Genomic DNA, 14799 nt, shown 5'->3' with positions numbered 1-14799 from the left:
AAATTTTATTTTCAATAAAGCGAAAAACTATGTTAAATGAAGAAAATTCTAGAATAGAACGTATACTTGCTATCGATGACAATCCTGATAACCTCATCTTGCTTCAGACATTTTTAGAGGTTGAAGGGTATGAAGTTGAGCTAGTCTCCGATGGGATCAATGGTCTAAAGCAAATTGCACAGTCCCCCCCCGACTTAATTTTGCTAGATGTCATGATGCCGGAAATGGATGGCTATGAAGTGACACGCCGCATCCGTAACAATCCGGACATAACATACATTCCTATACTACTCATTACTGCCCATCATGATGCCAGCGTCGTCGAAGGTTTGGATGCAGGAGCAGATGATTTTGTCCGCAAACCATTCGATCATGAGGAGTTGCTAGCAAGAGTGCGATCAATGCTGCGCCTCAAGCACAGTATTGACGAACAACAAAAAATGGCACGCCAACGGGAGGATTTTGTTTCACGTTTAACTCATGATTTGCGAACCCCTTTAGTAGCGGCAGATCGGATGCTCCATTTGTTTCACCAGGAAACCTTCTGCGCCATTTCCCCAGACATGAAACAGGCAATATTTGCCATGATTCGCAGCAACCAAAATTTGCTGGAAATGGTGAACAACCTCCTAGAAGTCTACCGCTTTGAGGCTGGTAAAAAGACTCTGCAAGCTGAAAGCTGCAATATACGGCAGATCATTGAAGAAGTTGTTCAAGAACTCAGTCCTCTTGCTGTTGAGAAGGACTTAACTGTGAATATAGACTCTAGCAACCTCAACCAACAAGACGAAACTGCTGGTGTGGTTAAGGGCGATCGCCTAGAGTTACGGCGGGTGATGAGCAACTTAATCGGAAATGCCATCAAGTTTACAGATGTAGGAGGTGTAAACATTCGCATTTGTGAATCGGTAAAACCTCAGGGTAAAGCTTGCTTGATCATAGAGGTACAAGACACAGGATACGGCATTGCTCCAGAAGACCAAGCAACAATCTTTGAGCGGTTTCGTCAAGGCAAAAATAAACGTGCTGGTAGTGGCTTGGGATTGCATCTATCTTCCCGGATCATTGAATCACATAAGGGAAATATTGAGGTTTTCTCTGAACTTGGTCAGGGCAGTGTATTCACTATACGTGTACCAAAGCAAGCGTGAGTTATGCTCATTCTTAGGCTGCTTGTCCTCTCTTACCAGCAATTGCAGCCTACAGGATATACACATTAGAACTTATGCCAAGAGATTAGACATATATCTAAAATACTGCATTAGGATGGTGATTTCCAGCAATGCATCCCCATATAATTCTCTCAGTGATTCGAGAATCCTTAGTTTTTTTACACTAAATGATAACCGTACACTGCTAACGACAACTCAAAAAGTAAAGATTGAGGGTATTGTGGGGTTTTAACTCCAAGTTATGAGTAATGCTTGAAAAGTTGAGTAACTCGTAACTTATGACTCATAAAATTACTTTTTGACTTGTCGCTAGCGGTCTAAATCTCTCACGTAAATACACACATGAGTACATCAACACCAACTCGCGGTCAAGTAGAAAGAACATTAGCACAACGTATTCAAGCTCTGTATCGTGAGCAACTTGGACATCAGCCTAGTAAGGTTGTTTGCCAACTCTCAGAGCAAAATGTAGTGGTTGTCATGGAAGGTTCCATCACTCCACCAGAAGTATTACTGGCTCACACAGGTCGGCTGGAACTCGCTGAACAAGTTCACTCAGATTTAGATGATGCTATTCAGCCACAGCTTAAGGCACTGATTGAAGAAACTTTAAATGTTACGGTCTTAGAGGTGCTCAGCGATGCTACATTAGAGACTGGTCGTACTGGCATTATTGCTCTTTTGACGGATACACCTACTCTTCGTACTCCTGCTCCCAATTCTACCAAGACCAAGAGAAGAACTTCATTCGACAGAAGCACCAGTGAGAAATCAGCGTGATTAAGTTAATTTTAACATTTAACATAAGTCAAAAGCTGAATCAAAAGCCAATTTCTTGCCTAGGTGGCGGCAAACCAAAGCTTCTAAGTCCTCTATCATGTAAGGCTTGCTGATGTAGTCGTTGAAGCCTGCCCTAAGGATGCGTTCTCTGTCCTCAGTACTAGCCAACGCTGTAACCGCAATAGCTGTAATGTTACTCGTTAGGGGTTCTTGTTTCAGAGAACGCACAACATCAATTCCACTCTGACCAGGCAACAAAATATCTAGCAGTATCAAGTCAGGTTGATACTCTTTTGCAACGAGTACTGTTGTTGAACTGTCCTTTTGACAAATAAGCTTACAACCTAGCGACTCAAGAGCATAACTCAAAAGCAGTAGGTTATCTTCATTATCCTCCACCGCTAATATTAGAGGCGGTTGAGCGTTGTAATTCTTTTCATCACTCATAAGGACTTGTGCCTGTTCCATTTCTTCTCCAGAAGATTCATGTTACATTCATCATCTGTCTTGAGAGAACAAACGAGGCATTCTGCGAGCGGTCAGATAGCGCTCATTCTAGACTGGCTCGTGTTTCAACTGTGCCTAGTTGATGTCTTTTCTCACCCAATTAGCTCTAAGGAAACAACACCTCAAGCCGACAGAGTCAGAAGGCACTTCTTAATTATATGCAAATTGGCTAAGAATTCTAGCAAATAAGTTATAAGTACTTAATATATTTAATAATTATTTAATTTAGTATCCTTGAAGATACATATTTGCTAGCAATCGGTTATACAAAAGTTAACAAAACCCGCTTTAGGAACGAGGTATAGGGTTGTCAGATGTAGGTGTGTGAGGGTGTAGGTGAAGAACATCAAAATTCCCCATACACCCTTACCTCTGTAGAGCCGCAAAGTATTACACCTCTATACTCTTATTTACTTTGACTGTAAAAAAATGCCAAATTTTATCTAGACTCTTGATATCTATTGTAGCACATCAGTAATATATAAGTATTAATAAACAAAAAGCAAAGATTTCTTAATCGATAGAAGTCGCTGGAGCAAAAGTGAACCTCAGATCATCCATAATGAGTGATGAAACTGGAAAATACCAGACAACTGATGAGATAAAAAATCTCATGGATGCATTTGAAAGTTGTACTTTACCACGATGTGAGTGGCATCATTCTGTACACTTAACAGTGGCGTTATGGTATCTCATTCAGTACGAGGAACACGAAGCAATAAACCATTTACGTGAAGCCATCCAGCGTTACAATTCATCTGTAGGTATCCCAACGACGAAAGATGGTGGTTATCACGAAACCATAAGATTATTCTGGATGCGGATAGTGCGCCGCTATTTATCAGTTGCTCAGGCAAATGCCTCCATATTACAGCTAGCTAACGGACTCATCCAGACTTACAGCGATAAATCTTTACCACTGCAATACTACAGCAAAGATTTACTCATGTCCTGGAAGGCTCGCACCAGTTGGATAGAACCAGACTTGAAGCCTTTTGAGCTTTGTGAATAATGAATGATCGCTGCCATCAACCCACTCACCCTGCTACGAGGTGAACAAAATCTGAGTACCATAACATCATTCCTCTAAAGATTAGTCCAAGTACTCCCGATTCGTGAAGGTAAAACTTGTCACTCATCCCCTTATGTACCTGAAAACCCTTCACCTCCGACAATTTCGCAACTACAAAGAGCAGCAGGTTGAGTTTACTGCTCCCAAAACGATTTTGGTGGGCAATAATGCTCAGGGAAAGTCCAATTTGTTGGAAGCGGTGGAATTGTTAGCGACATTACGATCGCATAGAATGGCACGCGATCGCGATTTAATCCAAGATGGAGAAACCACAGCCATACTGTTTGCCACCCTACAGCGACAAACTGGCGTCAGTGACCTAACTCTCACCCTACGTCGAAATGGTCGCCGCACCGTTGCGCTCAATAGTGAAACTCTCCGGCGTCAGATGGACTTTCTCGGTGTGCTCAATGCGGTACAATTCTCTAGTTTAGATTTGGATCTCGTGCGGGGCGGACCTGAAGGTCGCCGAAACTGGCTAGATACACTCTTAATTCAACTTGAACCCGTATATGCTCACATATTGCAGCAATATAACCAGGTTTTGCGGCAGCGTAATGCATTTTTGAAACACAATGTAGAAACGTTGCATGCAACGTCTGTACAATCTGAATTAGCAGTGTGGAATGAACAATTAGCCACCACGGGTACACGAGTGATTAGACGACGCGATCGCGCCATACAGCGACTAGCCCCGATTGCCAGTTCGTGGCACGCTAGCATCAGTGGCAGTACAGAAATTTTAGAACTCAAGTACTCACCCAATGTCTCCTTAGAGCAGAACCATCCAGAACAAGTACAGCAAGCTTTTTTAGCCAAAATTCAGCAGCGAACTGTTGCCGAGTTACACCAAGGTACGACCCTTGTCGGTCCCCATCGCGACGAAATAGAATTGACGATTAATCAAACACCAGCTCGTCAATACGGTTCTCAAGGTCAGCAGCGAACTCTTGTACTAGCCTTAAAACTAGCAGAATTACAACTTATTGAAGACGTTGTTGGAGAACCACCACTGCTCCTGCTTGATGATGTCTTAGCTGAACTTGACCCATCTCGGCAAAATCAGCTACTCGATGCTATTCAAGACCGCTTTCAAACTCTAATTACTACCACACATTTGGGTTCTTTTGATTCCCAGTGGCTCAATTCCTCTCAAATTCTTTCTGTTAAAGCCGGAGAAATACAGCGGTTTGCAATTGGGTGAGGTACACAAAGAAATAATGAACCACAGATGGACACAGATGGACACAGATAAATTAGTACTTCATTCAATTGAGTTGCGCTGTATCAATGAGAAGGATTTGAAACCCACGCAGGTGGGTTTTGTCTGTATAGCCGCGACTTCTAGTCGCCAGGGTAAGTAATAATTTAGACTTTTCAAACAACCTCTAAAGTCCTCACTACGAACTTATTCAATGCAAATCTGGCAAAAGAGCTACCCCATAATTCATCTTGCTGCCAAGTCTTGCGACTATGGAAGGAGCCTTCTTATGGAATTAGGTAATTGAGTGAACAAACTCTACTGGCTTGATCAAATTAAACTGCAAGACCGCGCCAAAGTTGGCGACAAAGCATTTTATTTAAGCAGAATGATGCAGGGTGGTTATCCAGTGGTGCCTGGTTTTGTAGTTTCAGCAGAAGTTTTGCGAGAATTTTTAGAAACTCTCAACAGTTCGGAAGCATTAGTTGCTGATTTACCCCATTCTTCCTTACACCTGGATGTCAATAATTGGCGTCAACTTCAGCAGGTGGCTGGGCGCTTGCGCCAAGAAATGACTACCGCCAATTTACCACCGCACCTGCTAAGTACAATCGTTAATGCAGCTAAAGAATTGGAAACTGCATACCTGATTTTTCGACCAACTCTTGTGATGCCCACGATAAGGCACGGGATAGGGAATACATTTGGATTGCTGGAATCGCAAGTATGTCGATGTGATGAAGAAGCGATCGCCCTAGCCTTGAAGAGCACCTGGAGCCAGATGTTTCGTGCTAAGAGTCTATTATACTGGCAATGGGCTGGAATTAACCTGCAACAAATTAATTTAGGAGTTTTGGTACAGCCCTTAAAGAATGCGATCGCCAGTGGTTTATTCAATGCCAACTCCTCTGGGTGGGAAATTCTAGCGACTTGGGGATTAGGAGTGGCAATGACTCAAGGTGAAGTTTTGCCAGATGTTTACTACATCCATCCAGAAACTGGTACAGTCACAGAGCGACAACTCGGCAATAAAATGCTGGCTTATTGTCTTGATGATGCAGCGCCTGTAGCTGTGCAAACTGTATCTCCTTCAGCGCTTGCCTCAGACGACTCAAGTCTTGTTGCCTACCTGTTAGAGGAAGACCAACAAAAACAGTATGCTTTACCAGAAGAATATCTGCAACAACTCATTCAACTGGCAAGTCAACTTGTCACAGAAATTGGTGTACATTTTAGCTTTGAGTGGACTATCTCTTGTGACACAACGAGGACACTCTACCTAACCCAAGTTAGCACCCCCCAATCCGCGATTTCTCATTCCCACTTGCTCAAGGGATTGGCAGCAGCGGCGGGACGTGTGACGGCAACTGCTTATGTCATAATTAATTCACAGGCAACACCAAAACAACTCCCCAAGGGAGTCATTTTAGTAGCACCGACAATAACGCCTGATTGGTTACCGCTCCTGCAACAAGTTACTGGTATTATTACTGAACACGGTGGGTTAACTTGCCACGCTGCTATTCTTGCCAGAGAATTGAGAATACCAGCAGTCGTGAGCTTGGCAAATGCCACAGCCCTCATTCAAACTGGCGAAAGATTACTTATCGATGGCAACAAGGGAGAAGTTTATCGTGTCACAACAGAAGCTCTTGAAGCTGCGGAGGTAGGAAGATTGGGCGAGATGGAGAGATTCGCCCCATCTACTCATCTATCGTCCCTCACTGGGTCACAACAAGCCCCTTCACACCCGCTTCCGGTCATTGCAACCCAACTACTGGTTAACTTGAGCCAACCCAGCTTAATAGAGCAAGTGCAAAGCTTACCTGTGGATGGTGTGGGATTGTTGCGATCAGAACTGATGGCTTTAAATATACTGGAGGGACAACACCCCAGTACTTGGCTACGAGAGGGACAGCGGAGACAACTGCTAGAGCATTGGCGTGAGCAGATTATGCAGTTTGCTCACGCTTTTGCACCAAGACCTGTTTTTTATCGGTCTTTGGATTGGCGTTCCCATGAACTGTCATCTTTGAATCATCATAATGTACAATCTGCAACGCAGTCGATGCTGGGAGAACGTGGCACATTCAGCTATTTGAAAAATCCCGAAGTTTTTGAGTTAGAACTGGCGGCTTTGGCGGCTGTACAGAAAGCAGGCTACAGTAATATTCACCTACTGTTACCTTTTGTTCGCACAGTGGAAGAGTTTTCTTTTTGCCGTCAAAAAGTTGAGCAAGCCAGATTAACCCAAGTCTCTCAGTTTCAATTGTGGATTATGGCAGAAGTTCCAAGCGTGCTGTTTTTACTGCCAGAATACGTCAAAGCAGGTGTAGCCGGAATTTCAATTGGTACCAATGACTTGACTCAACTCCTGTTAGGAGTCGATAGAGAGCAAGGACAACTAGCAAAAGTGTTTGACGAACGTCATCCGGTCATCATGAGTGCTGTCGCTCAACTGATCCAAATGGCAAAAAGTGCAGGAATTCCTTGTTCTATCTGCGGTCAAGCACCAGTGCTGTATCCTGAAATTATACAGCAACTGGTGCAGTGGGGCATTACTTCCATTTCTGTTGAACCAGAAGCGGTATCGAGGACATATTTGGCGATCGCTCGTGCCGAACAACGGATCATTTTAGAAGCAGCGCGGCGTCAAATCCATCAGCAGTAGTATGAATTTTTTTTTAAACTAGATTGGGCAACCGTTCGGTGTTGACACCTACCAGGCTACCCAATCTAATTTGATTTTCGGATACTGGTGAGCCAGCATCGCAGGAACAGGTCTGGACTCTTCTTTGACTCTCCCAACGAATTCCCATTCGCCAGTTCTGGTACAGAAGAGAGCTCGCAGCAAAACCGCACACAACCCGAAAACCGTTGTTGTTGTTGTTGTTGTTGTCGGCGTTGTTCCTGTTGCGGTTAGCAGAACGACAGTTTTCAGGATTGTTGTTCCACGAACCACCACGCAGCAGCTGGAGTTGCCTGTCCCTTCTTTACTCCCTTGTCCAAGCAAGAGAAGTAAATATCTGTTGACGCAAATGCCAAGTATCCCCATGTTCTAAATGAGCAAACCAGCTTTCTATAGATTGAGATACTTTCTCTAAACTCATCTTACCTTGAGCATAATGAGTCTGCATTTTCTTGAGTCTGCGTCTTGCCCGTCTTAAGTTTTCTGTACGTACTCGAATATAGTCTGGGAAGATGCGAAAACCAACAAAGTTAGCACCGTGCTTTGTTTCAAATAATTGACTTTTTATAGGATGAATTTTCAGTCTTAACTTACCTAAATATTCTTCAATAGCCAATCGCGCTTCGGCTAAAAATTCCCAATCATCTGAAAATAGGGCAAAGTCATCTACATAGCGCAAATATTTCCTAACTTTGAGTTGTTCTTTAACAAAATGATCAAAACTATTGAGATAGACATTCGCAAAGAATTGACTTGTGAGATTCCCAACAGGTAAACCTCGCCGTCTTTGCAGTGGGGTTAAAAAACCATCTCCATCAAAGTATTCAACGACTGGTAACTGTTCATTGCTGTTATCAATAATGGTATCAATGAGCCAAAGTGTATCTGGACATTTTATTTTTCTTCGTAGTAAAGTTTTCAAAATCTCATGGTCAATGCTAGGGAAATATTTTTGAATATCACATTGAAGCACATAACGACTAGAGCGAGCAAATTTAACAAACCTTTGTAAAGCGCGATGGGTACCAAACCCCACTCGATTAGCATAGGAATCAGCAATAAATGAAGTTTCTATTAGAGGTAATATGATATTACATAAAGCATGATGCACCACTCTATCACGGTAGGGAGCGGCAGAAATCATGCGACTTTTTGGTTCTTTAATATAAAAAGTTCTATAAGTCCCTGGTTGATATTTTTGTTCAAGAAGTTCTTTTTGTAATTTTGCTAATTCACCTTCTAAGTTATAATTGAAATCCAGGACATTTTCTCGAAAACGCTTACCTCTTTGTGCTTTTCTAGCTGCCATCAATAAATTTTCAAATTCAACAATTTTATGATAAAGATTGCCATAGCGTTTCATGTTATTCTAAATTCTAGTTTTTGGATTATTGACGCTTATTCTGCTGCTTAATCCAACCACCTAACTCCATCCCAATTTCATTAATTGATTTCCCAGCATATTCGTAACGGTGTACAGGAATAAGCCGAAAATCAAGCAAAAGCCGTGTTTGGTAACGTAAAATATCTAATTGAGTATTCAGCGATTCTAGTTTTGTGAGTTTCTCCTTAGCGTAACGAGCGCTAATTAAACCCTCCAATAAATCATACAATCCATGTATCATTCTGTCTCCTATCGTAAATTTATGAGACCGGGGCAGGCGATTGAGAATCGGAACATACCATTTAATCAAATCGTACGTCTTTTGAATAATTGGTAATTCGTCCATTGATTTTTTATTTTTTGATATTTTTTCTGATTGACTTTACATTGTAAGACTCCCATGATAAATTAAGACTGGAATCAAAATAAGACAAATACACAACCTGTAAAAAAAATAGATCGCTCCGCTCCGCTTCGCTTAACAAAGGGTAAAAAATAAAGAGTAAAGGGTAAAAGTGCAAAAGTGTCAAGGGCTACGGAAGAGTCCTCGCAGCAAAACCGCACACAACCCGAAAACCGTAGGAGAGGTTGTTGTCGTAGTAGTCGGCGATGACCCTGTTGCGGTAAGCAGAACGACAGTAATCAGGATAGTTGTACCACGAACCACCACGCAGCAGCTGGAGACGATTATCATTATCATTCTGTTTTTGCTTTATCCAAGCGCTTCCATTTGTAGGCGCTCCTTCATAGTTATCATGCCAAGTATCAGCACACCATTCCCACACATTACCATGCATATCGTATAAACCAAAGGCGTTGGGGAGAAAAGCTCCTACGGGTGTAGTTTCTTTTCGAGACTCTCCTTTTGGTTCATCAGCAAAGGTGCTGCTGGCATCGTAATTTGCTAATTTATCTGTAATCGTCTCGCCAAAGTGAAAGGGTGTTGTGGTTCCAGCACGACAGGCATATTCCCACTCCGCTTCTGAGGGAAGTCGATATTCTCGTCCTGTCTTTCTAGAAAGTCTAGCACAAAATTCCACCGCTTCATACCAGGTGACACATTCTACAGGACGATCATCTCCTTTGAAATGAGACGGTTCGCGTTTAAGTTGACGTTTGACTTTCGGGAGTTTACTCACTGCCCGCCATTGCGCTTGCGTGATAGGATACTTGCTGATGAAGAATGGTTGAACAGTGACTTGATGCTGAGGTTTTTCGCTTTCATGTCCTTCTGGTTCTGGCGAACCCATCATAAATTTGCCACCGGGGATAGCAACCATTTCTAAGGTGATATCCTTTCCTAAATCTTGAGTGAAGTACTGAGCTTGTCTGGTTTCTCGTTTAATAATTTCGCCACGACGATTGACGGTGACAACCTCAAACTCAAAAGTCAGTAATTTATCATCGTTATCTGCTGGCGGAATTTTAAATTTGACTTTCCCAATTTGAATTTGTTTTCCTGGTTGTCCCAACTGGTTAAATTCTGCTGCTGCGGCTTCAGATTCCCCTCGCGCTTTTGCATCCCAACCACGAGCTAACCTTAACAAAGGTTGAAAACCTGATTCAATGAGTGGGTTAACATCAGCGTAGCTTTCTATTAACGAAGTTAGTTGCACCCACTCCGCAGGATTTTTGTGTGCTAATGCACGTTGCAGCGTTTGGGCAATGTCATGAACAGCTTCTTTAGGTTTAATGTAAGCTAATGCTGTCCATTGTGGAGCTGCACCCAAATCTTGATCCGCGCGTTCATTGGTCTTGAGTTGCTGGCGAATATAAGCGACCATAAAATCAGATAATTCATCCAATCGCTTTTCATCAAAACGATTTTTCAGCTTCACAAGTAACTCGTTGCGGACTTCTCCTTCAAGCTCATAAAGTTGGTAGCCTACAGGATCGCACAAAAAGAGCAAAATATCAGCAACAGCTATCCAGGGAGCATGAGGTAAGAAATTCTCACGCAAGCAGTACAAAAGTTCTGGTGTAAGCGCCAAAGGGAAAGCAGCATGACAGGCGAAATCGACGTGTACTTCACCAAAGCGTTTTGCAAAGGCGTTAAGACGGGGGTGACTAAATTTCTCGGTACTGTTGGAGTGAGTCAGAGGAGTCATCAAATTCAACCTTTGCGCGAACGGATAGCAGCTTTGAGTCCAAAAGGAGTGAGTTCAAACATTTGTACTCTTTCGGAAATCGCCTGAGCAGTCGTACCTTGCCAACGTTCTTCTGGTGTAGGATTGAGCCAAGCGATGTGACGGACAAAAGGAGTCAGATTTTCTAGAAATGTAGCTGTGAGTTCAATACGCTCTCGATTTATCCCCCCACGAGCAGCACCTCCATCACTGACAATTAAAGCAACAGTCTTGTTACGATGCAATTTTGGCAGTAGCTCATCAATAGGTTTAGCATCAGGACGCTGGGGATGGAAATATAAGTAATCTCTAGGAGAGTTGCGAAAGTAGTAAATATCAGCTTTGCCCAAACGTCCACCCTGTATGTTATCAACTAATCTCCCACAAAGGAGATCAAAGGGAACCATTGAGTTAGAAACATCTATTAACAAAAGCAATTCCGCCTGATTCACACGATTGGGAATCAGCACTGGTTCCAAAAAAACTCCGTCTTGACTAATTTGTTGAACAGTGGCTTCTATATCGACTTCGGTTAATGCTCCCTCTCGAATCGGACGACGAAGGTAACGCCAATTTTGCTGGATTTGTCGTTCCGTGACGGGAAAATCTCTTACACTCAATTGATAGTGACTTTCTCTGGGAGATTTCTCAGGAAGCAGTGTTCCTCGTATCGCGATGGGATGTAGAGATCTGAAAGCTGAACCAGTTTGATTTGGAGAAGTTTGCAATTGTTCTGTGTCTGATGAGTCTTCTGTTTCCTCTGGTGAGGTTTCTTTTGGCGTGCGGTTTGACTTGCGCGTTTGGGGTGGAAGTTGTCGCTCAAAGTATTGTTCAAAATACTGCTCAAAATATTGCTCAAATTTCTCTGCGTCGTGTGAGGATTTTGATTTCACCCACAGTAGCCGACAAACGTGTTTCAACTCATCACGACTAGCAATGCCAAATCCTCCCTTTAATGCTTGCAGTAGCAGGTGATATTGGTCGATAGTTAAAGGTAAGCCTTCCTCTCGCAGTCCGATAAAAAGGTCAAATAGAGGTGGCTTTTGCTGAGTCATATTAGTTATCAATTATCAATTTTTTGTTCCTTGTTTACTGTTCCCCGTTTCCTGTTCCCTCTGCTTGTGATAGTATTCTTGGTCTTCTTTCGTTTTCAGCAAAGCTCCCAAAAGCGGAAGATTCTCCGCTAGATTTTGAATCATCTCCAGAGCCTCTTCTGTGGGATAACGTTTGAGCCAGCGTATCCAATCAAGTAACTCACTGGTACTGGCTTTTTTACCGTTTCTTCTGCTGGCTCCATTCTCACGCACTGTGATAAATTTCTCAACTGCTGCTTCTACTAATTCTCTATGCAATGAATCAGGGAAATGAGCATTGACAATATTAATTAATTGTTCCTGACTAGGAAAGTCTAAATAATAAAAAATGCAACGCCGCAAGAAAGCATCGGGTAATTCTTTTTCACTGTTGCTAGTAATAATAACAATTGGCGGCTGTTTCGCTTCGATAGTCGTGCCAATTTCTGTTACTGTAAATTTGAGTTCGTCTAATTCACGTAAAAGGTCGTTAGGAAAGTCAATATCAGCTTTATCTATTTCATCAATCAAGAGAATCGGACGGTATTTTTCTACTTGAAACGCATTACCCAAAGCTCCCCAGGTAATATAAACATCAGGTTTTTGCAGCCGTTCAAATAGTTTTTTGATTTCTTCTTCCTTCAAGTATTTTTCATAATTTGTACCAACTAATTGAGCATCGCGCAAGCGTCCAACAGCATCATAGGTGTATAAACCTTCTTTAGCACGAGTTGTAGATTTGATATACCAGGGAAAGTAGGGATATTGCTTGACTCGCTGACGCTTACCAAATTCATTGGCAACTGCACAAGCTAATAGTGTTTTACCACACCCTGGTTCGCCTTGGAGTAACAGAGGACGCTGGAGATAAATTGCCAAGTTAACAGCTTTAACTAAGTCTGGACTGGGAAAATAAGGATACAGCCTTTGTTCTCTCAGATTGGTACTTGTGGAGTCTGGCTTAGGCTGGTATTTTTGCTCACCAGTGTACTCTAGTGGCTCATTTTTCATAATGCAAACCCTCTGACTATATCTTGCTCCCATTCCAAGTCAAAACACTCACAAATCTTTCCAAGTACAGAGATGGGTTGATTATCTCGTTCTACTATCGTCTGCATAACTTTTTCTATAGAATCTGAACCCTGCCATAATTGCGAGAGTAATTCAAATTGGACACCAACCCAAGTTTCTATCACATTTTTGTTAAAAGGTTCTAGTTCCTGTAATGCCAAGGGAACGTGAGGTTGATTTATATCGGGTTGAGATAGCAAAGATAAAGACGTTTCTAACTTCGATTTTGAGTTTGTATTATCAACTAAAAAGAGCAACAGTCGATAGGGGTGTTGCGGCGGTACACCACTGTTTACCTTATTAACCAAAGGCTGCCAAAGCTCATTTATAAACTGTTTCAAACAACTTCCAGCAATTAAATCTACCTCATGGATAGCTAAAATGACTGTTGTTGTTTGCCAATGCTGGTAAAGTTTCACTGCAATTTCTTGTGGTGAAGGAGAAGTTTCTAATTGCTGAGATAAACTTTGCCAAAGAGTCTGGATATCTCTGCGATGCGGCTTAATATAAAGTGATTTTTGCCAAGCATTTGTATGGTAAGGAACCTTATCTTTGAGGAGATTGACTAACCAGCGTTGCCCATAATTAGGTTTACCGTGGATTAAGAAAGCTGCTGCTGGTTTCACTTGGCTGATAGCACTTTTGAATAAGTTCTGCTGGTTATCGTAGTCTATCTCCCAAAGAGCCTTTTTGAGTTTTTCAATCTTTGTTTCATCAATGCTGGGGTAATTGTTATTAGATGAAATACTAGGTTTTGTTTTGTGAGGTTGAGCAGTCCTAGGAAGTTCTTGATAATCCTCCCCTTCATTGAATGAAATATCTAATTTATTTGAGAAATTCTCAAGAGTTTGGAAATTGACTCCTTTGTTACCATTTCTAATCTTAGCAATTGTGTTTCTATCAAAACTATTTTTTAAAAAATTTACGATAGTTTGATTGGTTATATTTTCGTATTTACTTTGCAATTTTTCTTCTAAAGCATCTTTGACTTTTTCATGTCCTTGTTGTGTCAGGACATAGCTTGGTTTTGGGGTTCGAGATCCTGGCACGTTGTACACCAAATTGCTGATCATCAGCATCTAGACTTACTTCACTTTATCACCTTAGCTTGAAAAGCTTACTATGACTTGCTTTAAGCTGCTCTATAAAAAATTATTTTAACCTTGTGGATCATCACCAGGATCATCAGCAGTAGCAGATTTTATTTCTCAGATACTAGTCAGCATCAGGTAATCCAATCACTGCTAACAACTATGTCCAACCAGAACAACAGTTTTTTACAGGATCTTATTCGTCGAGCCAAGTCAGTTCGTAATGTATTGTTTGGAGCAACATTACTTAGTGGTATTGTTACCATTACTGGTGTATACGTTGCAATCTCTGGTCACATTGCAGAGGGAACGACAATCAGCAAAGTAGGAATCATGTCCACTGTGGAACTGACAAAACGGGTTAAAGATGAAAATGATCGTCTTGACCAAGCTCTCAAAGATGCAATGGAGGAAAATCAACGTAGAACGCTTCCGCCATCCTAATAATACCAAATCCGCTTTTCCAACCCCCTTTTAGCCCAGGCGATTAGAAATCGCGGCTACACAAACAAAGTCCGCCTACGCGGACTAAATTATAAAGGGGGTATTACATCCGGATTTGGTATAAGGTGCAGCTAAACGTACAAAGCCTGCAAAAGCAGGCTTCGTTTACATAGCCCCAGGCTTTAGCCT

Annotated in this window: 14 protein-coding genes; 6 read left to right on the top strand and 8 right to left on the bottom strand. The window is 42.1% G+C overall.

Translation table 11 applies throughout. From position 1 onward, the window contains the following. Positions 1-29 precede the first annotated feature (29 nt). Both MAS10914_RS0103855 and MAS10914_RS0103850 read left to right on the top strand, forming a co-directional pair. A complete protein-coding gene (locus MAS10914_RS0103855) occupies positions 30-1151 on the top strand; it encodes a hybrid sensor histidine kinase/response regulator (RefSeq protein ID WP_017314583.1) in 1122 nt (373 codons plus the stop codon). Positions 1152-1514: 363 nt separating this feature from the next. Then, a complete protein-coding gene (locus MAS10914_RS0103850) occupies positions 1515-1952 on the top strand; it encodes a DUF2294 domain-containing protein (protein WP_017314582.1) in 438 nt (145 codons plus the stop codon). Positions 1953-1970: 18 nt separating this feature from the next. Here the strand turns inward: MAS10914_RS0103850 and MAS10914_RS0103845 are convergent, their stop codons facing one another. Beyond that, entirely contained in the window at positions 1971-2420 is a 450-nt protein-coding gene (locus tag MAS10914_RS0103845; RefSeq protein WP_017314581.1) for a response regulator, read from the bottom strand. 601 nt (positions 2421-3021) lie between these two features. Between MAS10914_RS0103845 and MAS10914_RS0103840 the strand changes: the two genes are divergently transcribed. The 3 genes from MAS10914_RS0103840 (at position 3022) to MAS10914_RS0103830 (ending at position 7403) form a co-directional block, all read left to right on the top strand. After that, positions 3022-3471, top strand: a complete 450-nt coding sequence (locus MAS10914_RS0103840; RefSeq protein WP_017314580.1) for a hypothetical protein — start codon at positions 3022-3024, stop codon at positions 3469-3471. A 133-nt stretch (positions 3472-3604) separates the two neighbouring features. Continuing rightward, positions 3605-4735 carry a DNA replication/repair protein RecF gene (recF, locus tag MAS10914_RS0103835; protein WP_017314579.1) on the top strand — a complete coding sequence of 377 codons (1131 nt, stop codon included), beginning with the start codon at positions 3605-3607 and terminating at the stop codon, positions 4733-4735. 304 nt (positions 4736-5039) lie between these two features. Continuing rightward, on the top strand, positions 5040-7403 hold the full coding sequence (locus tag MAS10914_RS0103830) for a putative PEP-binding protein (protein WP_017314578.1): 2364 nt from the start codon (positions 5040-5042) through the stop codon (positions 7401-7403). A 48-nt stretch (positions 7404-7451) separates the two neighbouring features. On the opposite strand, the gene MAS10914_RS0103825 is transcribed toward MAS10914_RS0103830, so the two are convergent. The 7 genes from MAS10914_RS0103825 to MAS10914_RS31980 form a co-directional block, all read right to left on the bottom strand. Further along, positions 7452-7694, bottom strand: a complete 243-nt coding sequence (locus tag MAS10914_RS0103825; protein ID WP_156818084.1) for a hypothetical protein — start codon at positions 7692-7694, stop codon at positions 7452-7454. A gap of 31 nt (positions 7695-7725) precedes the next feature. Then, positions 7726-8784, bottom strand: a complete 1059-nt coding sequence (locus MAS10914_RS0103820) for an RNA-directed DNA polymerase (RefSeq protein WP_017314576.1) — start codon at positions 8782-8784, stop codon at positions 7726-7728. A gap of 25 nt (positions 8785-8809) precedes the next feature. Continuing rightward, positions 8810-9151 carry a diversity-generating retroelement protein Avd gene (gene avd / locus MAS10914_RS0103815; RefSeq protein WP_026082319.1) on the bottom strand — a complete coding sequence of 114 codons (342 nt, stop codon included), beginning with the start codon at positions 9149-9151 and terminating at the stop codon, positions 8810-8812. Positions 9152-9338: 187 nt separating this feature from the next. After that, on the bottom strand, positions 9339-10913 hold the full coding sequence (locus tag MAS10914_RS0103810) for a formylglycine-generating enzyme family protein (RefSeq protein WP_017314574.1): 1575 nt from the start codon (positions 10911-10913) through the stop codon (positions 9339-9341). 5 nt (positions 10914-10918) lie between these two features. Beyond that, positions 10919-11986, bottom strand: a complete 1068-nt coding sequence (locus tag MAS10914_RS29540) for a hypothetical protein (RefSeq protein WP_017314573.1) — start codon at positions 11984-11986, stop codon at positions 10919-10921. A gap of 15 nt (positions 11987-12001) precedes the next feature. Beyond that, entirely contained in the window at positions 12002-13015 is a 1014-nt protein-coding gene (locus MAS10914_RS0103800) for an AAA family ATPase (protein ID WP_017314572.1), read from the bottom strand. Further along, positions 13012-14154, bottom strand: a complete 1143-nt coding sequence (locus MAS10914_RS31980; RefSeq protein ID WP_017314571.1) for a hypothetical protein — start codon at positions 14152-14154, stop codon at positions 13012-13014. The genes MAS10914_RS0103800 and MAS10914_RS31980 overlap by 4 nt, the downstream gene beginning before the upstream one ends. Before the next feature lie 174 nt (positions 14155-14328). On the opposite strand from MAS10914_RS31980, the gene MAS10914_RS0103790 reads away from it, so the two are divergent. After that, a complete protein-coding gene (locus MAS10914_RS0103790; RefSeq protein WP_017314570.1) occupies positions 14329-14610 on the top strand; it encodes a hypothetical protein in 282 nt (93 codons plus the stop codon). Positions 14611-14799 lie beyond the last annotated feature (189 nt).

It is taken from the genome of Mastigocladopsis repens PCC 10914, assembly GCF_000315565.1.
In the GTDB taxonomy this organism is placed as follows: Bacteria; Cyanobacteriota; Cyanobacteriia; order Cyanobacteriales; family Nostocaceae; genus Mastigocladopsis; species Mastigocladopsis repens.
The sequence above is the reverse complement of the archived record's forward strand: the minus strand, read 5'-3'. Positions and strand labels throughout refer to the sequence as shown.

Excerpts from the sequence above, each read along its gene's own strand:
- avd (WP_026082319.1), bottom strand. The coding sequence starts at position 9,151 with ATGGACGAATTACCAATTATTCAAAAGACGTACGATTTGATTAAATGG.
- recF (WP_017314579.1), top strand. The coding sequence starts at position 3,605 with ATGTACCTGAAAACCCTTCACCTCCGACAATTTCGCAACTACAAAGAG.
- MAS10914_RS0103845 (WP_017314581.1), bottom strand. The coding sequence starts at position 2,420 with ATGGAACAGGCACAAGTCCTTATGAGTGATGAAAAGAATTACAACGCT.
- MAS10914_RS0103810 (WP_017314574.1), bottom strand. The coding sequence starts at position 10,913 with ATGACTCCTCTGACTCACTCCAACAGTACCGAGAAATTTAGTCACCCC.
- MAS10914_RS0103855 (WP_017314583.1), top strand. The coding sequence starts at position 30 with ATGTTAAATGAAGAAAATTCTAGAATAGAACGTATACTTGCTATCGAT.
- MAS10914_RS0103820 (WP_017314576.1), bottom strand. The coding sequence starts at position 8,784 with ATGAAACGCTATGGCAATCTTTATCATAAAATTGTTGAATTTGAAAAT.
- MAS10914_RS0103790 (WP_017314570.1), top strand. The coding sequence starts at position 14,329 with ATGTCCAACCAGAACAACAGTTTTTTACAGGATCTTATTCGTCGAGCC.
- MAS10914_RS0103850 (WP_017314582.1), top strand. The coding sequence starts at position 1,515 with ATGAGTACATCAACACCAACTCGCGGTCAAGTAGAAAGAACATTAGCA.
- MAS10914_RS0103840 (WP_017314580.1), top strand. The coding sequence starts at position 3,022 with ATGAGTGATGAAACTGGAAAATACCAGACAACTGATGAGATAAAAAAT.
- MAS10914_RS31980 (WP_017314571.1), bottom strand. The coding sequence starts at position 14,154 with ATGCTGATGATCAGCAATTTGGTGTACAACGTGCCAGGATCTCGAACC.
- MAS10914_RS0103800 (WP_017314572.1), bottom strand. The coding sequence starts at position 13,015 with ATGAAAAATGAGCCACTAGAGTACACTGGTGAGCAAAAATACCAGCCT.
- MAS10914_RS29540 (WP_017314573.1), bottom strand. The coding sequence starts at position 11,986 with ATGACTCAGCAAAAGCCACCTCTATTTGACCTTTTTATCGGACTGCGA.